Annotated in this window: 22 protein-coding genes and 1 tRNA gene; 19 read left to right on the top strand and 4 right to left on the bottom strand. The window is 34.4% G+C overall.

Translation table 11 applies throughout. From position 1 onward, the window contains the following. Positions 1–7 precede the first annotated feature (7 nt). From rsgA to J0J69_RS04165, 8 genes are all read left to right on the top strand, one after another. On the top strand, positions 8–895 hold the full coding sequence (rsgA, locus tag J0J69_RS04195; protein WP_055242125.1) for a ribosome small subunit-dependent GTPase A: 888 nt from the start codon (positions 8–10) through the stop codon (positions 893–895). A gap of 20 nt (positions 896–915) precedes the next feature. Continuing rightward, positions 916–1,560 (top strand): ribulose-phosphate 3-epimerase, encoded by a 645-nt coding sequence (gene rpe / locus J0J69_RS04190; RefSeq protein WP_055242127.1) that lies wholly within the window; start codon positions 916–918, stop codon positions 1,558–1,560. Between the two features lie 5 nt (positions 1,561–1,565). Next, the gene (locus J0J69_RS04185; RefSeq protein ID WP_055274827.1) at positions 1,566–2,195 is read left to right on the top strand and encodes a thiamine diphosphokinase; all 630 of its coding nucleotides are present in this window, start codon (positions 1,566–1,568) and stop codon (positions 2,193–2,195) included. Between the two features lie 75 nt (positions 2,196–2,270). Further along, the gene (gene spoVM, locus J0J69_RS13490; RefSeq protein WP_070099811.1) at positions 2,271–2,351 is read left to right on the top strand and encodes a stage V sporulation protein SpoVM; all 81 of its coding nucleotides are present in this window, start codon (positions 2,271–2,273) and stop codon (positions 2,349–2,351) included. Between the two features lie 296 nt (positions 2,352–2,647). Further along, complete coding sequence (locus tag J0J69_RS04180) at positions 2,648–3,022, top strand: hypothetical protein (protein WP_055245023.1); 375 nt, start codon at positions 2,648–2,650, stop codon at positions 3,020–3,022. 11 nt (positions 3,023–3,033) lie between these two features. After that, the gene (locus J0J69_RS04175) at positions 3,034–3,396 is read left to right on the top strand and encodes a DUF2089 domain-containing protein (RefSeq protein ID WP_055274829.1); all 363 of its coding nucleotides are present in this window, start codon (positions 3,034–3,036) and stop codon (positions 3,394–3,396) included. Between the two features lie 15 nt (positions 3,397–3,411). After that, positions 3,412–3,792, top strand: a complete 381-nt coding sequence (locus J0J69_RS04170) for a hypothetical protein (protein ID WP_055245026.1) — start codon at positions 3,412–3,414, stop codon at positions 3,790–3,792. A 27-nt stretch (positions 3,793–3,819) separates the two neighbouring features. After that, positions 3,820–4,203, top strand: a complete 384-nt coding sequence (locus tag J0J69_RS04165; protein ID WP_055245028.1) for an SHOCT-like domain-containing protein — start codon at positions 3,820–3,822, stop codon at positions 4,201–4,203. Positions 4,204–4,611: 408 nt separating this feature from the next. Here the strand turns inward: J0J69_RS04165 and rpmB are convergent, their stop codons facing one another. After that, positions 4,612–4,803 carry a 50S ribosomal protein L28 gene (gene rpmB, locus J0J69_RS04160; protein WP_055245030.1) on the bottom strand — a complete coding sequence of 64 codons (192 nt, stop codon included), beginning with the start codon at positions 4,801–4,803 and terminating at the stop codon, positions 4,612–4,614. A gap of 213 nt (positions 4,804–5,016) precedes the next feature. On the opposite strand from rpmB, the gene J0J69_RS04155 reads away from it, so the two are divergent. The 7 genes from J0J69_RS04155 (at position 5,017) to J0J69_RS04125 (ending at position 12,214) form a co-directional block, all read left to right on the top strand. Further along, positions 5,017–5,382 carry an Asp23/Gls24 family envelope stress response protein gene (locus J0J69_RS04155; RefSeq protein WP_055245032.1) on the top strand — a complete coding sequence of 122 codons (366 nt, stop codon included), beginning with the start codon at positions 5,017–5,019 and terminating at the stop codon, positions 5,380–5,382. A 14-nt stretch (positions 5,383–5,396) separates the two neighbouring features. Further along, positions 5,397–7,034, top strand: coding sequence for a DAK2 domain-containing protein (locus tag J0J69_RS04150; protein ID WP_055274831.1), 1,638 nt, complete (start codon positions 5,397–5,399; stop codon positions 7,032–7,034). A 133-nt stretch (positions 7,035–7,167) separates the two neighbouring features. Further along, positions 7,168–9,213 (top strand): ATP-dependent DNA helicase RecG, encoded by a 2,046-nt coding sequence (gene recG, locus J0J69_RS04145; protein WP_212724594.1) that lies wholly within the window; start codon positions 7,168–7,170, stop codon positions 9,211–9,213. Between the two features lie 78 nt (positions 9,214–9,291). Beyond that, a complete protein-coding gene (plsX, locus tag J0J69_RS04140; RefSeq protein ID WP_212725680.1) occupies positions 9,292–10,290 on the top strand; it encodes a phosphate acyltransferase PlsX in 999 nt (332 codons plus the stop codon). 126 nt (positions 10,291–10,416) lie between these two features. Further along, a complete protein-coding gene (gene rnc, locus J0J69_RS04135) occupies positions 10,417–11,127 on the top strand; it encodes a ribonuclease III (RefSeq protein ID WP_055245039.1) in 711 nt (236 codons plus the stop codon). Positions 11,128–11,211: 84 nt separating this feature from the next. Continuing rightward, entirely contained in the window at positions 11,212–11,985 is a 774-nt protein-coding gene (locus tag J0J69_RS04130) for an SDR family NAD(P)-dependent oxidoreductase (protein ID WP_212725679.1), read from the top strand. A 152-nt stretch (positions 11,986–12,137) separates the two neighbouring features. After that, positions 12,138–12,214 (top strand) — tRNA-Arg (locus J0J69_RS04125). Between the two features lie 73 nt (positions 12,215–12,287). Here J0J69_RS04125 and J0J69_RS04120 read toward each other — a convergent pair. Continuing rightward, the gene (locus J0J69_RS04120; RefSeq protein WP_212725678.1) at positions 12,288–12,941 is read right to left on the bottom strand and encodes a M48 family metallopeptidase; all 654 of its coding nucleotides are present in this window, start codon (positions 12,939–12,941) and stop codon (positions 12,288–12,290) included. A 477-nt stretch (positions 12,942–13,418) separates the two neighbouring features. Here J0J69_RS04120 and J0J69_RS04115 point away from each other — a divergent pair, with 477 nt between their 5' ends. Together J0J69_RS04115 and J0J69_RS04110 are read left to right on the top strand one after the other, a co-directional pair. Further along, entirely contained in the window at positions 13,419–13,688 is a 270-nt protein-coding gene (locus tag J0J69_RS04115) for a hypothetical protein (RefSeq protein ID WP_055245150.1), read from the top strand. Between the two features lie 254 nt (positions 13,689–13,942). Then, positions 13,943–14,518 (top strand): histidine phosphatase family protein, encoded by a 576-nt coding sequence (locus J0J69_RS04110; protein ID WP_055274840.1) that lies wholly within the window; start codon positions 13,943–13,945, stop codon positions 14,516–14,518. Between the two features lie 344 nt (positions 14,519–14,862). On the opposite strand, the gene J0J69_RS04105 is transcribed toward J0J69_RS04110, so the two are convergent. Continuing rightward, positions 14,863–15,951: a PRK06851 family protein gene (locus J0J69_RS04105; RefSeq protein WP_212725677.1), complete on the bottom strand. Its 1,089-nt coding sequence runs from the start codon at positions 15,949–15,951 to the stop codon at positions 14,863–14,865. Between the two features lie 249 nt (positions 15,952–16,200). Here J0J69_RS04105 and J0J69_RS04100 point away from each other — a divergent pair, with 249 nt between their 5' ends. Then, complete coding sequence (locus tag J0J69_RS04100) at positions 16,201–17,094, top strand: DUF368 domain-containing protein (protein WP_212725676.1); 894 nt, start codon at positions 16,201–16,203, stop codon at positions 17,092–17,094. A 343-nt stretch (positions 17,095–17,437) separates the two neighbouring features. On the opposite strand, the gene J0J69_RS04095 is transcribed toward J0J69_RS04100, so the two are convergent. After that, positions 17,438–18,523, bottom strand: a complete 1,086-nt coding sequence (locus J0J69_RS04095; protein WP_082411169.1) for a GntR family transcriptional regulator — start codon at positions 18,521–18,523, stop codon at positions 17,438–17,440. A gap of 970 nt (positions 18,524–19,493) precedes the next feature. Between J0J69_RS04095 and J0J69_RS04090 the strand changes: the two genes are divergently transcribed. Continuing rightward, positions 19,494–20,627 (top strand): exonuclease SbcCD subunit D, encoded by a 1,134-nt coding sequence (locus tag J0J69_RS04090; protein WP_212725675.1) that lies wholly within the window; start codon positions 19,494–19,496, stop codon positions 20,625–20,627. The last annotated feature ends 1 nt before the right edge of the window (position 20,628 follow it).

The following is a 20,628-nucleotide window of genomic DNA, read 5'->3' as shown; positions in this document are numbered from 1 at the left end:
TGATAATTTGAAAAAGGGAATTATTTTAAAAGCCTTAAGTGGGTTTTATTACGTTGAAGATTTAGAAAGTAAAGAAATGATTCAATGTCGAAGTCGAGGATTATTTCGTAAACAGAAAATTACTCCGTTAGTAGGAGATGAAGTTGAGTTTTTAGTTGAATCTGATGGAAATGGTTATGTGATGGAAATCGGCCCTCGAAAAAATGAATTAGTGCGCCCACCTATTGCTAATGTAGATTTAGCATTAGTTGTTTTTTCAGTGAAAGAACCCGACTTCAGTCCGAAGTTGTTAGATCGTTTTTTAGCTGTTATTGAAATGAATCGCATTGAACCTGTTATTGTGCTAACGAAGATGGATTTATTGAGTGAAGAAGAGAAACAATCAATTGAACCAACGATTAATTATTACCGTGAAATTGGTTATGAAGTCATTGAGACCTCATCTAAACGACAATTTGGATTAGAATCGATTAGTGATTTAATTAAAGATCGTATTGTTGTGATTTGCGGTCAATCAGGAGTAGGAAAATCGTCATTACTTAACTCAATCGATCATACATTAGATATTCAGGTTAATGAAATTTCAAAAGCACTAGGACGCGGAAAACATACAACTCGACATGTTGAATTACATAAGTTAAGCGAAGGCTTAATCGCAGATACACCAGGATTTAGTTCTTTAGATTTAGATCAATTAGAACCTATCGATTTATCACAATGCTTTATCGAATTCTATGAGCGTTCAGAGCAGTGTAAGTTCAGAGGTTGCTTGCATGAAAATGAACCTCGTTGTGCTGTCAAATCGGCTGTGGAGGCAGGAGAAATCATCCCAACCCGATATGAGAACTACTTACAGTTCTTAACAGAAATTAAAACTCGTAAACCGAAGTATTAAGACATGAAGGAGTAGGAAAGATGTTGAAAATTGCACCATCAATTTTAGCTGCTGATTTCTCAAAATTAGCAGAAGAAGTAAAATGTGTTGATTCACTAGGAGCGGATTATATTCATATTGATGTGATGGATGGTCATTTCGTCCCTAATATTACATTAGGTCCAGGGATTGTGAAATGTTTACGTCCTCATACAGAGTTGCCATTTGATGTTCATTTAATGATTGAAAATCCGGATCAATATATTAAAGATTTTAAAGAGGCGGGAGCAGATATTATTACAGTTCATGTAGAGGCATGCCGTCATTTACATCGTACGTTACAATTAATTAAGCAATATGAGATGCAGTGTGGAGTCGTTTTAAATCCGCATACACCACTTGAAATGATTAAACATGTTTTACAAGAGGTAGATTGGATTTTAATTATGTCAGTTAATCCAGGATTCGGAGGTCAAACCTTTATTCCGGATTCATTAAATAAAATTGCGACATTAAATCAGTGGCGTCAAGAACAAAACTTATCTTATGTGATTGAAGTTGATGGTGGAGTTAACGAGGAAACAGCCCGCTTATGTGAAGAAGCTGGGGCAGATGTGGTAGTTGCTGGATCAGCTGTGTTTAATGCAGTAGACCGTCAATTAGCCATTCAAAAAATTAAGGGGTAATTTGAATGAAAATTGCGATTATTAGCGGAGCACCAAATGCGTGGTTAGATTTAGAACATATTAAAGCGAGCTTCGTGATTGGAGTCGATCGAGGAGCTTTAACTTTAGTAGAGCATGGAATTTGTCCGGATATCGCTATTGGAGATTTTGATTCAGTGACGGAATCTGAGTTTGCTAAAATTAAAGATTCTGCGTTGGAACTTGTTCAATTACCAAGTGAAAAAGATGAAACGGATACTGAAGTGGCTTTGAATGTAGCGATGACGAAAGAAGCAACTGATGTTCGGATTTATGGATCATTAGGTGGACGAATCGATCATAGCTTAGCTAATATTCGCTTATTACTTCAGTTTGCTAAAAAAGGCTTACCGATTACATTAGTGGATGAAAGAAATCACTTAATGGTGTTAGCCTCAGGTCAGCATGAAATCAATCATCCAGGCTTGCCCTATATTTCATTTTTTGCCTTAGAGTCAACGGTAACTAATCTAACGTTAAATCGTTTAAAATATCCATTAACGAATTATGAGTTAACACAGGATGATATTCGTTGCATTAGTAATGAGACAACTGAATCTAGCTTTTTTGTCTCGTTTGATAGTGGTTATTTATTAATGATATTTAGTCGTGATTAAGTTGTAGTCATATCTTTTTCCATGAGGACATATAGTGTACAGTAATTAATATCCTTGAATAGGGGAGCGGATAAGATGAGATTTTATACGATTAAATTACCAAAATGGATCAGTGCAATTGTTGTAGGTATTATGAACATCTTTAAAAAACATTAAAAATAGTTGTCGATTTATTCGGCAACTATTTTTTATTATTGTCTTTGTTTTAAGGACGGGGGATATCATATTAAATTAGCTTGAAAATTATTTTGTGCTCATTGAATTAGAATAACGATTGAATGATATAAAACAGTAACAGTTATTTAAAGCTAATTATTTTTCAAAAAATATATTGTTTTTTTAAATAATATTAATTTATATATTAATATTATTAATTATGGAGTTGGATTTTTAGATTCGTGGAGTATAATGGTAATGTAGAGACGTAGGAATTGAAAGGAGAGAAGCTTAAAGTGTCATATCTTTATGTTTTAGAGAAAATCGAAGACGGACGTCTGACAGTTCAGCAAGCAATTAAAGAGATTGAAAAAGAATCAAAACGGCGACAAAAGCATCGTGCTAAGAAGATTAAATTATTTATTGTCGATGATGGGAAGAGAATATATTTGCCGGCAGTTTCATTTGGATTGATTAAAAGTTTTTTTAGATTATGTGCTCCTTTTATTAAGTTTGATCAAGAGGCTATTAATGGAAAGTTTAGTAAAGAAGAGATACAGACTATTTTAGTAAACTTAGAAGAAGTGCTGAAGATTATGAAGGAGTATCCACCACTTGAGTTTATTAATGTGAAGTCTAAAAATACGGTTATTAAAATTATGACAAAGTAAGGAGGGTTTAGGTGAAACAGTACGAAGTGTTGGGACATTGTCCTATTTGCTATAAACGACTTTTAGTTACACAATTGACGTGCCAAGGATGTAAAACACAAATTAATGGTCAATACACATTAAATGAATTTTGTTATTTAGATAAGGAACTATTAAATTTTGCCATAGTCTTTATTAAAAATCGTGGGAATATTAAGGAGGTTGAACGTGAACTTGGAATCTCTTATCCAACCGTTAGACGAATGCTTGATCAAACAATTCAAGGATTAGGGTTTACAACAGGACAAGAAACAATCGATAAACAAGATAGTTTATCTCAGCTTGAACGAGGGGATATCACTGTTGAGGAGGCAACTGAGTGCTTAAAACGATAAAGAGGGGGAGTTTATATGGGTGATGAGTTAGGAAAGATTTTAAAAATGATAGAAAGTGGTGTTATTACGTCAGAAGATGGTCAAGCGTTGATCAAGGTGATTGATACAGCACATCGAAAAGTTAATGAGGTGAATCAGGGGATGACGGGACGTTTTTTACACATTAATGTAGACAGCCATGACAAAGAAGAAGAAGTCATTGAAATCAATATTCCTCTTAATCTTGCAAGGTCTGTTTTAAAAATGGGATTTATTCAAAAACAAATTAAGGCGCAGACTAGAACTGGAATTGAACCGGATTTAGATGAGATGATAGATTTGCTTAATCTAGATTCCATTGGTGATTTAATAACTATTGATCGTAATTCAGTAAATGTACGAATCTGGATTGATTAATGATTTTAGCTAGAAAGGATGATTAAAATGAGTGAAGAATTAATACGAGTATTAAAAATGATAGAAAGTGGTGTCATTACATCGGAGGAAGGTCAGAAACTGATTCAAGCTATGCAAAAATCTGAACAAAAAGTGGCCCGAGTAAATTCACACCCGATAGGACGATTCTTAAGATTAGACATATTATCGACGGAAGAGGGAGAAAAAGAAACAGTTCAAATTAATTTTCCATTAAATTTAGCTAAAGCCGTTCTAAAAATGGGAATTGTTCAAAAGCAATTAAATGCTAAAGTCGGTGAAAATGTTAATCTAGATATTGAAGAAATTTTAGCACTGATTGATTCAGAGGTAATGGGAGATCTAATGACGATTGATACGAAAGATGCTAAAATTCGAATTTGGATTGACTAAAGAGAGAAGAGAGAGATGAAGTAATCATCCTTAAAATGAGAAGATAATGAGGAACTTCATCGTTATGCATCAAAAGCTATATACGAATAGGCCCATGAAAAAAATCAAAATGTGGACTAAGAAGAAGTAGAAGTTGTAAAAATGTAAATAATTTGTTTAATTGTTTACTTTCTCAACAAGAGAAAATATTTGCTTGCTATCTCTATCTTTCGCTGGTAATTCCGGTATCTCATTGCAGAAGCTGTGCAATGATAAAGGCTTAACAAATTAAAGTTGTATGTTTTTGCACCTAATGAAGTGGCCGGCCATTTGTATAAGTTTGATGTTTGAGTCAATAAAGATTGATATGAAAAATTATTTAATAACATAAAAAAAGTTACCTCCGAAGAGATAACCTTTTTTATGTTATTAATAAACGCGTTCTACTTTTCCTGATTTTAATGCGCGAGCAGAAACGTATACTTTTTTAGGTTTACCGTTAACTAAGATTTTAACTTTTTGAACGTTAGACTTCCAAGTACGTTTTGAAGCGTTCATTGCGTGTGAACGAGCGTTTCCAGTTTTAGTACGACGTCCAGTTACTGTACAAACACGAGCCATTAGTAAAAACCTCCTTACTTCACATTCTTATCTAAGACTCCTATTAATTTATCATACTTTTTGTGGATTAGCAAGTTTTTTTGAAAGAAATGCAGAGAATAGTCATGTTAAGGCGGTTTTACACCTTCTAGATGACATTTTATATTTGTCAATGTGTATAATATATAGTAAAATTGAAAGTAAGAATATAGCGATGAGGGAGGTTTGTCACATATGACAGTCCAAATTAAAAATGAATATGGTCGAATTGACATTTCAAGAGATGCCCTTTCAACAGTCATTGGAAATGCAACAACAGAATGTTATGGTGTTGTCGGGATGGCTTCAAAGAATTTAGTTAAAGATGGTTTAGCTGTTGTTTTAGGAAAAGAAAACTATAGTAAAGGTGTTACACTGCGCGCAGATGAAAATAATAAACTGATTGTAGACTTATATGTAATTGTCGGAATCGGAATTAAAGTTTCAGAAGTATGTTTTGAAATTCAGAAAAAAGTTCAATATGTGATCGAAAAAACTTTCGGAGAACATGTTAAAGAAGTTAATGTGTTTGTACAAGGAGTTAAAGGGTTAGATCGCTAGGAGGAGTATTATTCATGTCGTTGAAACAGATTAATGGTATCGTATTTAAACAAATGGTAATTAATGGAGCTAACAACTTAGCGAACAGATCTAAATATGTAGACCAGCTTAACGTATTCCCTGTTCCAGATGGTGATACAGGGACGAATATGAGTATGACGATGACGGCTGGAGCTAAAGAATTAGTTTCTTTAGAAGAAGCTTCAATTGGAAAAGTTGCAAAAGTTTTATCACGTGGTTTATTAATGGGTGCACGTGGAAACTCAGGTGTTATTTTATCACAATTATTTAGAGGATTTGCAACAGGTCTTGAGGGGAAAGACGAAGCGGATATTGAAGATATTGCTAAAGCCTTAGAAAGTGGAGTTAAAACAGCATACAAAGCTGTTATGAAGCCTATTGAAGGAACAATTTTAACCGTTGCTCGTGAATCTGCTGAAGCAGCTGGTGCAAAATATGAAACAGTTGAAACAATTGTTGATTTATATGATTTAGTAGTAAATGAAATGCAAATTTCATTAAATCGTACACCAGAATTATTACCAGTTTTAAAAGAAGTTGGTGTTGTTGATAGTGGTGGACAAGGATTACTTTATATTTTTGAAGGATTCTTAAAAGCGTTAAAAGGAGAAACAATTGTTTTAGAAGCTCAAACAGAAGCAACAGGAGAATCTGCACAAACAGCTTTATCGAGTGATGAGGTAGAATTTGGATATTGTACAGAGTTTATCATCCGTTTAGATGAAGAACGTACACCATTTAAAGAAGATGTCTTCCGTGGACGTTTAGAGAAATTAGGAAACTCAATTGTTGTGGTACAAGATGAAGATATCGTTAAAGTACATGTTCATACATTAACACCAGGTGATGCGTTAAACTTAGCACAAAAACATGGTGAATTCGTGAAGTTAAAAATTGAAAATATGACGGAACAACATAATGAAATTATTGGTCAAAATGCACCACAATCAGAACCAGCGAAACGTGAACAAGCTGAATATGGAATTATTTCAGTGGTAGCGGGAGAAGGAATTAAGCATTTATTTGAAGAGCAAGGATGCCATTATGTGATTGAAGGTGGACAAACAATGAACCCTTCAACAGAAGACTTCTTAAAAGCTATTGATGAGTTAAATGCTAAAAATATTATTATCTTACCAAACAACAGTAATATCATTATGGCAGCTAATCAAGCCGCTCAAGTAACGGAAGATGTTAATGTCGTTGTTGTTCCATCAAAAACAATCCCACAAGGATACACGGCTTTAATGATGTTTAATGAACATGCATCAGTAGAAGATAATACAGAAGAGATGAATCAGGCCATTACAGAAGTGAAATCTGGACAAGTGACATATGCAGTTCGTGATACACAAATGAATGGTGTAGACATTAAAGAAAACGACTTTATCGGAATTTTAGATAAGGATATTATCGTGTCTGTTCCAGAGCGTTTCGAAAGTGCTTGTGCTTTAGTGGATAAAATGATTGATGAAGATAGTGAAATCGTCACAATCCTATACGGTGAGGGTGTCGATGAAGATGAAGCAGATGAATTAGCTGAATACATCGAAAATAAATACGATGACGTTGAAGTTACAATCTTCGACGGTCAACAACCTGTTTACTCATACATTATCTCAGTAGAATAATTTACAAAAGATGTGAGGTTTCACCTCACATCTTTTTTATGCTTTGAATGCCTAAACTGTTTATGCTAAAATATCAATTAGAGAACACTTGTTCACCAAATCATTTAAAAAATAGTTGAAAGGGTGTGATGAAATGTCACTAGCAAGTATTCCTGTTGAAAAAATAAAAGGGGTAGGTCCTTCGCTGCTTGAAAAATTACATCAATTAAAAATTGTAAGTGTGAAAGATTTACTGGAGTATTTTCCTTATCGTTATGAAAACTTTGAGTTAATTGACATTCATCGCGCCATGCATGAAGAAAAAATTACAGTTGAAGGGAAAGTTATTACAGCTTGCCAAGTTCAATACTATGGAAAAATGAAAGCACGTATGACGTTTAATGTGTTAGTGAATCATGAGGTTGTGAAAGTCGTTGTTTTTAACCGTACTTTCTTAAAAAATCAATTAAAGCTAGATACATTGATTACCGTGACAGGTAAATGGGATCTCGGACGTAAAGTGATTACTGCTACTGATATAAAAATGGGTACAGCAGATGGACGAGGGATTGAACCGGTCTATTCCCTAAAAGAAGTTCCACTTAAAACGTTCAAAAAGATTGTAAAAGAGGCCTATGATCAGTATGCGATGCAATTACGTGATGACCTCCCGCTTCAATTGAGACAGCAATATCGTCTCATTTCTTATGAAGATGCGGTATTGTTTTCACATTTTCCAGAAAATAAAGAGCAAGTACGACAAGTACAGCGACGTGTTAAATATGAAGAGTTATTAAAATTTCAATTAAAAATTCAATATTTACGTTATCAAACGAAAAGTGAGCGCCAAGGAGCAGAGAAGATTTTTGATGAACACCAAGTTATTGAATTTATGAATCGACTGCCATTTACGCTTACGGATGCTCAGAAAAAGGTATTAGAAGATATTAAACAAGATTTGCGTTCGGGAAGTCGCATGAATCGTTTATTACAAGGGGACGTTGGATCAGGGAAAACAGTCGTCGCGGCGATTAGTTTATTAATGGTCATGCTATCTGGGTATCAGACGGCGTTAATGGTGCCGACAGAGATTTTAGGACAACAGCATTATAAATCACTCTTAGAACTCTTTAAGCCTTATCCGGCGTTTAAAATTGAGTTTTTAAGTAGCTCGGTTAAAGGGAAACGTCGAAGAGAAATTTTAGAGCAACTAGCGAGTGGTGAGATTCATTTAATTATCGGAACGCACGCCATTATCCAACAGGATGTTATCTTTAAGCAACTAGGACTTGTTATTACGGATGAGCAGCATCGCTTTGGGGTTAATCAACGAAAAATGTTGCGTGAAAAAGGGGACTTTGTTGATGTTTTAATGATGACAGCAACACCTATTCCACGTACGCTTGCGATTTCAGCATTTGGAGATATGGATGTCTCGATTATTAACCAACTGCCACAAGGTCGTAAACCGGTGGAAACGTTCTTGATTGATAGCTCTAAACTGGATCGTGCACTTGGATTTATTCAAGAAACGATTTTAGATCAAGGGCAACAAGCTTACGTCATTACGCCACTCATTGAAGAATCAGAAGCGATGGACGTTCAAAATGCCGTTGAAGTGTATCATTTATGGCAACATCATTTTGAGGGGAAAGCAAAAGTTGGACTGATGCACGGACGTTTATCACAAGCTGAAAAAGATGCAGTCATGGAAGATTTCGTCGCGAATCGTTCGCAAATTTTAATCTCGACAACGGTGATTGAAGTTGGGGTAAACGTTCCAAATGCGAACTTAATGCTGATTTATGATGCACACCGATTCGGACTTTCACAGCTTCATCAGTTAAGAGGGCGTGTCGGGCGTGGAAGTCAGCAAGCTTATTGTTTACTCATGAGTGATATTAAAAATGAGCAGAGTTTAGAACGTTTAAAAATTATGACAGGAACAACCGATGGATTTGAAATTGCAGAGGCGGATTTAAAACTTCGTGGACCAGGGGATTTCTTTGGTGAAAAACAATCAGGTGCACCAGTCTTTAAAATGGCAGATCTCGTTGAAGACTATAAAATTTTAGAAGTTGCGATGCAAGATGCTTATCATCTTGTGAGTTCAGATGAGTTCCACCATAATAATGAATTCTTAGGACTTCGTGATTATATCCAGGAGACTGTTGCTAATGAAATGCACCAATTTGATTAAAATAGTATTCTTTCTGTTATAAAATAGTTTATAATGGTAATTAGTGAAATAAAATAGAAGAGATAGGTGAACAAATACATGATTAAAATCGGATTAGATGCCATGGGTGGCGATTTTGCGCCAGAACAAACTGTCTTAGGTGCCTATGCTGCTGTTGAAAAATTTGATGATATTGAAATCAGCTTATATGGAATTGAATCAGAGATTCAAAAGTTTATGAAACAACCACATGACCGTATTAAAATCGTTCATTGTGAGCAAGTCATTCCGATGGACGTTAAAGATCCTGCGATGGCTATTCGTAAATTTAAAGATTCATCAATGGTTCGTGCGTGTAAAGATGCAAAAACAGGTGATATTGATGCTGTCGTTTCAGCTGGAGCAACAGGAGCATTAATTGCAGCGGGAACATTAGTCGTTAAACGTTTAAAAGAAGTCGAGCGTCCAGCTTTAGCACCAGTGATGCCAACGATCAAAGAAAATAAATATACTATTTTATGTGATGCGGGAGCAACAAGTGACGCCAAACCTCAATATTTATATCAAAATGCTAAAATCGCTTCTATTTATGCACGTGAAGTGATGAATATTGAAAATCCTACAGTTGCGCTTTTAAATATTGGAACTGAAGATGGAAAAGGAACTGACTTACAAAAAGAAGCATTCGCCTTAATCGCAGCGGATCCAACGATCAACTTTGTTGGGAATATGGAAGGGAAAACGATGATTGCAGGTGAAGTGGATATCATTGTAGCAGATGGCTATTCTGGAAACATCGCTTTAAAATCAGTAGAGGGAACGTCTAAATCGTTATTATCATTAATTAAAGAAGAATTAATGTCATCCACTCGAGGTAAAATTGGAGCTTTATTATTAAAGCCAGCGTTTGCCCGTATTAAAAAGCGTATGGATGCATCAGAAGTTGGTGGTGGAATTTTATTAGGAGTTTCAGCGCCAGTTATTAAAGCACATGGATCATCAGATTCAATTGCGTTAATGAATGCGATTCGTCAGGCACGCGAAACGGTATCTAAAGATGTCGTAGCAAAAATTAGTCAGGCATTAAAAGCAGAGTAATGAGTGAATGATTTCGGCGAAAATATCATCTATTTTCGTCGAAACACGTCGTCTTAGCTTGAATCACTTGTGAAATAACAGGAAAAGGGTTATAATTATTTGGTCTTTGAATGGAGGTGAAAACACATGGCGTATTTAGATCAATTAACGGAGTTTTTAAAAGAAAATAAGATCCCATTTAAACAACTTGACCGTTATTGTCAAGCATTTACACATTCATCATACGTCAATGAACATCGTCACCTAAAAATTGAGGATAATGAACGTCTTGAATATTTAGGAGATGCAGTCTTAGAGTTGACGGTATCGAATTACTTATTTAATTTAAAACCTGCGTTATCTGAAGGGGAAATGACTAAAATTCGTGCCCAATTAGTCTGTGAGCCGTCTCTAGAGTCTTACGCGCGTAATTTAAATTTAGGAAAGCTAATGTTGCTTGGTCGTGGTGAAGAAAATTCAGGTGGACGTGAACGTCCAACTGTCTTAGCGGATGCATTTGAAGCATTTATCGGTGCGATGTATCTTGATTTAGGAATGGATACCGTGTATTCATTTGTTCATACGATTATCCATAAAGCTTATCAAAAAGGTGAAGTCACACAAGTCTTTGATTATAAAAGTACCTTGCAAGAACTTGTACAGGCTGACTCTAAAAAGGCAATCGAATATCGTATTGTCTCTGAAACAGGTCCAGCCCATAATCGTTCATTCGAGGCGATCGTTTTATTAGATGGCATCACATTAGGTCGTGGAATCGGTAAAACAAAGAAAGAGGCTGAACAACAGGCAGCTAAGGGAGCTATCGAAATTTTAGCAAAATCATGTGAGAAAAAATAATCTCATGAAGGAAGAATGCAAAACTCTATTTGTTTAAAATATGGTTTTGCTTTCTTCTTTTTCTTTTATAAGGAGGAGGCGACTATGTCTTATTTCATTGTAACGGGTGCTTCATCAGGAATTGGAGAAGCAATGTGTGATGTTTTAGCTCAACAAGGACATGATCTTATCATTGTAGCTAGACGAGTAGATCGACTTAAACAAATAAAAGCAAAGATTGAATCTAACTATCTACGCGAGGTCATCATAATGCCAGCTGATTTATCTGATCTTAGCAGTTTAAAACAGTTGCATGAAAATTGTCAAAGTTATCACGTTGTAGGATTAATTAATAATGCGGGTTATGGCTTATATGGTGAATTTTTAAATCTTGATATTGAAGATGAATTTAATATGATTGATTTAAATATTAAAAGTGTTCATTATTTAAGTAAGCTGTTTTTAAAAGACTTTGTCCGTCAAGATGAAGGATATCTATTGAATGTCGCCTCGACTGCTGCGTTTCAATCAGGTCCATTAATGGCAACCTATTATGCGAGTAAGGGATATGTCTTGCAGTTAACAGAAGCGATTGCAAAAGAACTAGAAGCAAAACAATCAAAGGTTGTAGTGAGTGTGCTTTGTCCAGGACCAGTTGATACAGAGTTTCAACAAAAAGCAGACATTAAATTAGCAAAGTCAATATTAAAAGTTCCAACGGCAAAAGAAGTCGCAGAGTATGCGTATCAAGAGTTGATGAAAGGACAGACTTTAATTGTTCCAGGTCTTTCTAACCGAGTGTTACTCTTCTTCAATCGCTTCATTCCAAGAAAGCTAGGATGTCAAATTGTCTATAACACACAACTAAAGAAAAAATAAAAAATCGTCATTTCGACGATTTTTTTCATTAAGATTATTAGAATTTAGGTATGGAATAAGCTTAAGTTTTTAATAGTGATAAAAATCAAAAGGAATATATTGTAAAATGAAAAAAGTTATGTTAAACTTAAATAGTCGCAAATATTAAATTAGCGCTTGTAGCTCAATTGGATAGAGCATCTGACTTCGGATCAGAGGGTTGTGGGTTCGACTCCTGCCAGGCGCGCCATTTTGATTTTTATAGCTTATAGCTATGTCATAGATAAAAAGCACTTTAGAATCCTCTAAAGTGCTTTTTTCGTTTAGATGGTCATAACACCACCGAATTTTTCAAGGTAAGCTTGGTGTTGTTTATAATTAGGATCATACATTCCGACTTTACGCCAGAACGAACGGTCATGATTCATATGGTGAATATGACACAGCTCATGAATCACGACGTAATCAATGACGTTGGTTGGCGCCATTGAAAGTTTGTAATTAAATGTTAAATCTTTGTTTGAATTACAAGTTCCCCATGTACGAGGGGAGTCGACGACGGTAATTGATTTAGCTTTCACGCCAATGATTTTTTCGAAATAAGTGACACGTTTCTTTACATATTGTTTTGTCTTTTTCGTATATAACTTCTTCAGTTGGGATTGAATTTCGACTTCTGTTTCAGGAATTTCATCTAGTAATTCATGAAGTGGGAATCCTTTTCCTAAATATAAAAATAATTCTTCATTATCATATGATTTTTGATTTGAAATATATTTTCGATTGTTTAATTTTTCTTGAAGATTTAATAAAAACTTTGATTGAGATTTCATATAGGTCATAATTTCATCTTCACTTGTTTTAGTCGGAACTTTTAATGTCAGATATCCTTCTGGGCTGACATCTAAGTTTATTTTTGAACGTTTTGAAAATTGAACCTCAAAATAAATTGGCACCTCATTAATAATAATTTGCATCTTATTACTCCATTACTCTTTAATCTTTTGTTTTATTATAACACAAATGAAAAAAAGATGACCGTGTATTCACACTTCTTAACATTCGTGAGTAAAAAATTCGTTGCTTTTCTTGAGACGCTTAAGAAGATAGATCAACGCCATGTCATAACACGTGATTAAGGAAGAACTATATTGCTTGTAGGGAGAGGATTAAATATGAATGTCGGGAATGTAATGGCTGAAAAAACAAGTATTCTTTTAAATGCGAAAATGGTGGTCGTTTTTATAAGTATTTCCTAGGAAAATGTCGATTGGTTTGGATAAGTGAGTATGGTGATTCAAGTGCTCTAAAAAATTAAGTGCATAGCTTAATTTTTTTGCATATTTCATCCATCTAAGCATACAGTTTAATGTGACGCAGGGCATTCTGCCAATATGAAAATGATAGTCGCATCAGATGTATTTTAATTTATATAAGCAAAGGGAGAGAGAAATATGTGGAAAGATACTAACAATGGTTCTGTTAAACAATTCGAAACTAGACAAAAAGAAGTAGTCACAGTAGAAATTAAAAAGAAAGAAGGCGTTGCAGTCGTTGTACGTCCAAATTATGAACAGGTCATTGCAGGAATGCGTGATAATCAGGTAAAAATTTGGAATGATTTATTATTTGATCCTGTGAGTTATCATCAAATTAAAACTAAAATGGAGGCGTTATTGGTTAAAAAAGAAGCTAAAGGCAACGATAAGTCAAAGCGCCGCTAATTAAATACAAAGGCTCTGTTTTAGAAGCGTGTTGATATTTCTTTAAAACATACTAATTTACTTACATCATTGTTCGATAACTACAAGATATATAGTAGTTAATATCAATGGTTTTAAACCTCAACATTTATTTAAAACACAACCTAAAAAAGATAAAACTTTTTATTTCTCCTATTACAATCAAATCCTAAAATAGAAACGCTTTACATAAGTTGTGTAAAACTGTTAAAATAAGCACAAAACGGGGAATAAACATGAAGAAAACATTTTATTTAATGAGACATGGGCAAACACTGTTCAATGTTCGTCGAAAAATTCAGGGGGCTTGTGATTCACCTCTAACAGAGCAAGGAATCATTCAAGCAAAAGAAGCGGGAGAGCGATTAAAGGGAATTAACTTTGACCATTTCTACAGTTCAACAGCTGAACGAGCATCTGACACCTTAGAATTAGTCGTTGGTGAGTCCATTACTTATCAACGTCTAAAAGGATTAAAAGAAATGAATTTCGGAACCTTTGAAGGTGAAAGCGAAGACTTAAATCCAAAAACGCCAGAGGGATATAAAGACTTTTTCGTTCCTTATGGGGGAGAATCTCAAGAAGAAGTGAAACAACGAATGAAAGAAACTTGCCTTGGGATTATGGAAAAAGACGATCATCAAATCGTCTTAGCCGTTTCACATGCGGGAGCTTGTTTTCATTTCATGAGAAACTGGATAACTGAAGAGGAAGCAAAACAAGCGATGGTGAATGGTGCTTTTTCGAATTGTGCCATTTGTAAGTACGAATATGAAAATAAACAATTCAACCTGGTTGAAATAATTCGCTAAGAAAAATAAAAATGTATAATCTTGTAAAAAGTTTGGTAAAAGTGAGTGACGAGGAAGATAAATTGAGGTATGATAAGCACCTGAATATAGGATCATGGTTCATATAGGTACTCAATGTTTAAAGGTTGTCTAAACCAATGATTTACCCCAGTATCAATACCCTTAACAAACTATTTTTACCTACACTGTTAAACTAAGAACGATTTAAATAAAAACCTAATCCATTTAAATCATAGGCTGTGTTTTAGAAGAGTGTAGTTAATATTAATCACTTTAACCATCAACATTTATTTAAAACACAGCCAATACAGAAGAGGTGTATCCAAATTGATACACCTCTTTTTCTATTTGATTAAGTCATAAATTTCAGATTTAATTTGTTCATAAATCCCTTCAATGATTTGAAAGTTCATGGCTTTAATATAAATTTCTTCTAATACATCATGGAGTTTTTTTGCTTCGCCTAAAGCAGTTGTTCCTTTTTTAATAGTTGCTTTATATAAACTGGCGATTTCAGCTAATCGATCGGCATTAGCTTCATCGGTACCTGGAGTAATTAACGTTTCATACGTATCAATTACTTCATCTGTTTCAAGACTTGGAAAGTATTCATGAGGAGCGGTTGAATCGAAGAAGCAGATGTTTAGTTGAGGGATTAAAACCATATCTAATGATTCAGGGTCGAATGAACAGTGATAAATTTCAGTATCATACCCTAATGTTTCACTTTTTTTAGCTAATTCTTTTAAAAGTGTTGATTTCCCTGTTCCAGGACGACCTTTAATAAAATAACGTTTTAAATCATGTGTTAAGTCTTCAATGTGATCTACAGAACCAGTAGGAGTCGATGCACCAAAGAATCGATGTTTAACAGTTGGAGTACGGTTAATTGAAGGATATTTTAATAAGGTTTCGCAAATAACGTATCTAAATTGAGGAGCTAAGTTAAAGTCCATCTCATCAATATAAATTTTTTCCCATGCATCATGAATTTCTAATGCATGAGCATATTCTGAATAAAGTCGTTCATAACAGGCACTAATTTCATGTTTTAATAAAAGAATTTCATCTTTATAAGGGGAAAGTTTTTCTTTATCCCACGCGATCCCTAAGTTGACATATTGCTCAATTGCACCAGGAGCGGTTGGCTCAATCACATGTGGCGCTGTCCCATCAACAATTCCAACTTTTAAAGCAGGAATTAAAACACCATCTAATGAACTTGCATCAGATGAACAATAAATAAACTCAATATCGTAACCTAAATCATAGAAGTCAGCGCCGATTTTTTTCATCAACGTTGATTTTCCAGTCCCAGGTCCTCCTTTTAAAATATATAAACGTTCAAGCCCTTGAAGATTTGACTCAAAATAATTACAAAATCCACGAGAACTATTTGCACAAGCAAAATAGCTTTTAATAGTTGCTGTCATTCAGATGCCTCCCTTAAGCTCACAATACATTATCCATTATTATCTTATGGGACAGTGCCTAAAAGGTGAATAATATCTTAAAGTTTGTCTCAGGATGTAAGTGTTTTAACAATGGTTCTTGGATTGAAGTCTTTTAAAGATTATGTTAGAATTAATTTTGGAAAAGATTATCTTATGTATACATAAAGTGGATAATATTAAAAGTAGAAATAACGGATGAAAATATCAGAATAGGTAAAGGTGAAAAACATGTTTATTGTTAATTTAATTCGTGGTTTTTTTATGGCCTTAGCAGATAGTGTGCCAGGTGTATCAGGAGGAACGATTGCATTTATTTTAGGATTTTATGATAAATTTATTGGATCATTAAATACACTTGTTTCAAAAAATAGCAAAGAGGAAAAAATTGAAGCATTACAGTTCTTGTTAAAAATTGGAGTTGGATGGGCTATTGGGATGATTACATCCGTTTTATTCTTAGCTTCAATCTTTGAAGAGCATATCTATAGTATTAGCTCTGTCTTCATTGGATTTATTATCTTTTCAATTCCATTAATTATTAAAGCGGAGAAAGAGACAATTAAAAATAAATATCTAAATATTGTTTGGACCATTACAGGGATTTTAGTGGTCGTAGCCATTACGGTCTTTAATCCAGTAGCGGGAGGCACAGGGTTTGAAGTTTCGTTAAGCCAGTTAAATATTGGATTGATTTTATATGTATTTATTGCTGGAATGATTGCCATCTCAGCTATGGTTTTACCAGGAATTTCAGGATCAACTTTATTGTTAATTTTCGGATTATATACAACGATTATTAGTTCAATCAAAGAAGTGTTAACGTTTAATTTTTCGTATTTACCTATTTTAATTGTATTTGGATTAGGAGTTATTATCGGGATTTTATCAACGATTAAAATTATTCGTCATTTCTTAGAAACAGCACGCCCTCAAATGATTTATTTAATTTTAGGATTAATGATAGGATCATTATATGCTGTTTTTATGGGACCAACGACATTAGAAGTTCCACAACCTCCAATGTCACTTAGTACCTTCAATATTATCTTCTTCATTATTGGAGGGGCAGTTATTATTGGATTAGAACAGTTCAGTAAAGTTATTGAAAAAAAACATAAATAATCGAGAAATAGCTGATGTTTGTCAGCTATTTTTTAATAGCGTGTGATAAACATTTCATTAATGAAGTGAGGCAAATTTCCATATTGTACTGGTGTTTTATTTTTATAAGTTGTATTGATAAACAAATCAAGTATAGTCACTCTTTGAAAAGAAGCTAAATTTTCTTTTTAGAGATAGGAGATAAGGGATTAGTACTTTTAACTGAAAGGTTGAAAGTCCTCCTTTGCTTTGTATTAAATGAGTGGGTAATGATTACACTTTTTTAAGTTACCTAAGATAAAAGAAGACTTTTGATTAAAGTAGAATAATAAAAAGAACTCGCTTCAAACGAGTTCTTTTTCATTTATAGTTTTTTTACCGATTGTCGTACAATTAGCTCCGGTTCATAAACATATTTAATCTCATAATCAGGATTTTCAATCATCATTAAAATAGATTCGGCTGCTAATCGTCCAAGCTCTTTTCCTGGATGAGTCACACTCGTTAAAGAGATCGTCCCGATTTGACTTAAGCTCGAGTTATCAAAGCTCACAAGCGATAAATCCTCAGGAACTGATAATTCGCTATTTGATAACAATTGCATTAACTTCATTGCAATTTGATCGTTGTAACAAACAATCGCCGTTGATTGATCTAATTTTTTTAGTAGAGTAGGGAGATTTTCGATTGAGAATTGTTGTTCTGCATTTTCAGTTGAATACCAGATAATCGTTGATTCATCCACGGATAAGTTTTGATCATACATTTCAGTTAAAAATCCTTTATAGCGAAGATTCCCTTGTATGTCATCATATTTGAAGATTCCAGTAATCTTTTGGTGTCCCTGCTCAATTAAATAGCGTGTGGCTAAGCGGCCCCCTTTTTCGTCATCGACGACAACGAAATTACAGTTTAGTGACGAATAGTAGTTGTTAATGAAAACAACTGGAATCCCACGATCAGCAAACTGACGATAAATATCAAGATTTGGATTTGGTAAAGCAGATTTTGTACCTTCAACTATTAAACCATCAATATCTGATTTTAAGAGTGATAATAATTGTTCTCGCTCATTATTAATCCTATTTCTTGTTAAGCGTAACGTCGTATTATAACCATTACTCGATAAAACTTTCTCCACCCCAGAGATGATTGCAGGAAAAATATAATCATCTAGATTCGTTGTCACCAATCCAATATTTTTAGAAATTGTTTTAGCTTCAGAGAAAATCTGACTAACATAAGTCCCGCTTCCTTGTTTTTTAAGAATTAATCCTTCTTTTTCAAGAACAGAAATGGCTTGGCGAGCAGTTTGACGACTAATTGAGAACTTTTCACACAATTGATTCTCACTGATTAACTTTTCTCCCGCTTTAAAGGTATGATTATAAATATTTTGTTTAATCCACTCTGCAACGGCTAAGTATTTAGGTAAGTTTTGATTAAGAATAAATATCGCCCCTTATCAAGTCATTTTTGTTTTTAAAAAAAGTTGTCTGTTAATAGTATATATTTTTTTTACAGAGTTAAGCAATGATTTTGAAGTAATTAAATGAGCTTGTACCATCCTTGAAGAATTGATAGTACAACTTGATTTGAAATGAGTGATTATGTCAATAATCCATAAAAAAAACGATATATAAACAAATAAGTAGTCTACCTCTCAAGTAGCAAGTAAAAAATACTGATATGTTGTACCTATCGAGACAGCCTATCGTCCGGGGGTCACCTAGCAGTTTCACTTGTGAAACAATCTACCATTGCTAGGGAATGGGTCACCTAGCAGTTTCACTTGTGAAACAATCCACCATTGCTAGGGAATGGGTTCCCTAGCATTTTGGAAGAAAATGTATCATCCACTGATAGGGCTGGGTCACCTAGCGATTTCTGAAAGAAATCTATTCCTCCATTACTAGGGCTTGGGTCACCTAGCGATTTCTGAAAGAAATCTATTCCTCCATTACTAGGGCTTGGGTCACCTAGCGATTTCTGAAAGAAGTCTATTCTTCCATTACTAGGGCTTTAAATTTTCTCTGAAGAAAGTTTATCTGGACTTATATAGTAGCTGTCAAAATATAACCTGTGTTACTTTAAATAAAAATCACAAGACAGCAGGAGTGTGAAATCTTGAGGAAGACATAATTAGTTAATATAACATCTTCATAAGGGCCATTAGTCATCAATCGTAGTCGAATATCCAAAGTCATAGGATGAGTTTTATATCTTTATCACTAGATGGGATACCAGGTTGTGTTTAAATTCGGATAAAAAAATTGTCAATTGACGATTTTTTTGTATGTATTTCCTTGGTAATAAAGTAAGAAACTTGTCGATAGTTTGGAACCTAATTTCATTGACGGTTCTTGTAAAAAAAGCTTATAATGAGAACAAATATTCGCTTTTTTGAGGAGGAAATTGGTTTGAGGTTTTTACATTTAGGAGATTTACATTTTGGTAAAATTGTTAATTCATTTTCAATGATTGAGGATCAACAGTATGTGTTAGAGCAGGTAAAAGAGTATGTTAAAAAGTATAAACCAGATGCTGTTTTGTTAGCAGGAGATATTTATGATCGAAGTGTTCCACCTGCCCGTGCGGTTTCATTGTATAGTCAGTTTTTAAGAGATGTATTAATGGAGTTAAAGACGCCAGTTTTAGCGGTGGCAGGCAATCATGATGGGGCGGATTTAATTAGTTTTGGTCATGAATTATTTGAAGCTGCTCATTATTATGTAGCGGGGCGTTATACGAAAGAGATGAAAAAAGTAGTTTTACATGATGAGCATGGACCTGTGAATGTTTATTTACTTCCCTTTGCTGATTACGCGGTTGTACGTGAAGCCCATCAAGATGAAACCATTAAATCACTCGATGAGGCAATGAGGGTCACACTTGAGTCTAACCCGATTAATAAGGAAGAGCGTAACGTGTTAGTCACGCATGCGTTTGTTGTTGGTGGAGAGGACCCACAAGAATCAGATTCAGAGAAAAAATTAGTGGTTGGGGGAAAAGAGTCTGTTTCTGCTACACATTTTGAGCCTTTTGATTACGTCGCCCTCGGACATTTACATCGAACACAAAAAGTTGGTAGTGATAAAATTCGTTATAGCGGTTCGTTACTCAAGTATTCATTTTCAGAAGAAAATTATCAAAAATCGGTCACGATGATTGATTTAAGTGGAACAGGAGAGCTAACGTGTGAACTTTTACCGTTAACGCCAAGACGTGATTTAAGAACGTTAACAGGACAGTTAGATGATTTGTTGAATCAACCAGGTAGCGAGGATTATTTACGTGTCATCTTAACGGATAAAGGCCAATTATTAGAACCGATGGCAAAGCTACGTCAAGTGTATCCGAATGTGATGATTCTTGATCTCCTTGAAAATAATAGTGACTTTAAAGGAAGCGGATTAACAAAGCAAGCTCGTGAACAAAAAACACCTGAGCAATTGTTTGCTGATTTTTACGAACATCACAAGGGAGAAACTATCCATGAAGAAGGAGCTCAGCTCATTACACAATTAATTCAACAATTGAGAGGGGAGTGTTAAC

Origin of the sequence: Turicibacter bilis (genome assembly GCF_024499055.1) — a bacterium.
GTDB classification, from domain to species: Bacteria; Bacillota_I; Bacilli_A; order MOL361; family Turicibacteraceae; genus Turicibacter; species Turicibacter bilis.
Note: the sequence above shows the minus strand (reverse complement) of the source record. Positions and strands in the feature narration are given on the sequence as shown.

Bases quoted from the DNA above. Each gene is read 5' to 3' on its own strand.
- rpe (WP_055242127.1), top strand. From the start codon at position 916: ATGTTGAAAATTGCACCATCAATTTTAGCTGCTGATTTCTCAAAATTA.
- J0J69_RS04185 (WP_055274827.1), top strand. From the start codon at position 1,566: ATGAAAATTGCGATTATTAGCGGAGCACCAAATGCGTGGTTAGATTTA.
- spoVM (WP_070099811.1), top strand. From the start codon at position 2,271: ATGAGATTTTATACGATTAAATTACCAAAATGGATCAGTGCAATTGTT.
- J0J69_RS04170 (WP_055245026.1), top strand. From the start codon at position 3,412: ATGGGTGATGAGTTAGGAAAGATTTTAAAAATGATAGAAAGTGGTGTT.
- J0J69_RS04165 (WP_055245028.1), top strand. From the start codon at position 3,820: ATGAGTGAAGAATTAATACGAGTATTAAAAATGATAGAAAGTGGTGTC.
- rpmB (WP_055245030.1), bottom strand. From the start codon at position 4,803: ATGGCTCGTGTTTGTACAGTAACTGGACGTCGTACTAAAACTGGAAAC.
- J0J69_RS04155 (WP_055245032.1), top strand. From the start codon at position 5,017: ATGACAGTCCAAATTAAAAATGAATATGGTCGAATTGACATTTCAAGA.
- J0J69_RS04150 (WP_055274831.1), top strand. From the start codon at position 5,397: ATGTCGTTGAAACAGATTAATGGTATCGTATTTAAACAAATGGTAATT.
- recG (WP_212724594.1), top strand. From the start codon at position 7,168: ATGTCACTAGCAAGTATTCCTGTTGAAAAAATAAAAGGGGTAGGTCCT.
- plsX (WP_212725680.1), top strand. From the start codon at position 9,292: ATGATTAAAATCGGATTAGATGCCATGGGTGGCGATTTTGCGCCAGAA.
- rnc (WP_055245039.1), top strand. From the start codon at position 10,417: ATGGCGTATTTAGATCAATTAACGGAGTTTTTAAAAGAAAATAAGATC.
- J0J69_RS04130 (WP_212725679.1), top strand. From the start codon at position 11,212: ATGTCTTATTTCATTGTAACGGGTGCTTCATCAGGAATTGGAGAAGCA.
- J0J69_RS04120 (WP_212725678.1), bottom strand. From the start codon at position 12,941: ATGCAAATTATTATTAATGAGGTGCCAATTTATTTTGAGGTTCAATTT.
- J0J69_RS04115 (WP_055245150.1), top strand. From the start codon at position 13,419: ATGTGGAAAGATACTAACAATGGTTCTGTTAAACAATTCGAAACTAGA.
- J0J69_RS04110 (WP_055274840.1), top strand. From the start codon at position 13,943: ATGAAGAAAACATTTTATTTAATGAGACATGGGCAAACACTGTTCAAT.
- J0J69_RS04105 (WP_212725677.1), bottom strand. From the start codon at position 15,951: ATGACAGCAACTATTAAAAGCTATTTTGCTTGTGCAAATAGTTCTCGT.
- J0J69_RS04100 (WP_212725676.1), top strand. From the start codon at position 16,201: ATGTTTATTGTTAATTTAATTCGTGGTTTTTTTATGGCCTTAGCAGAT.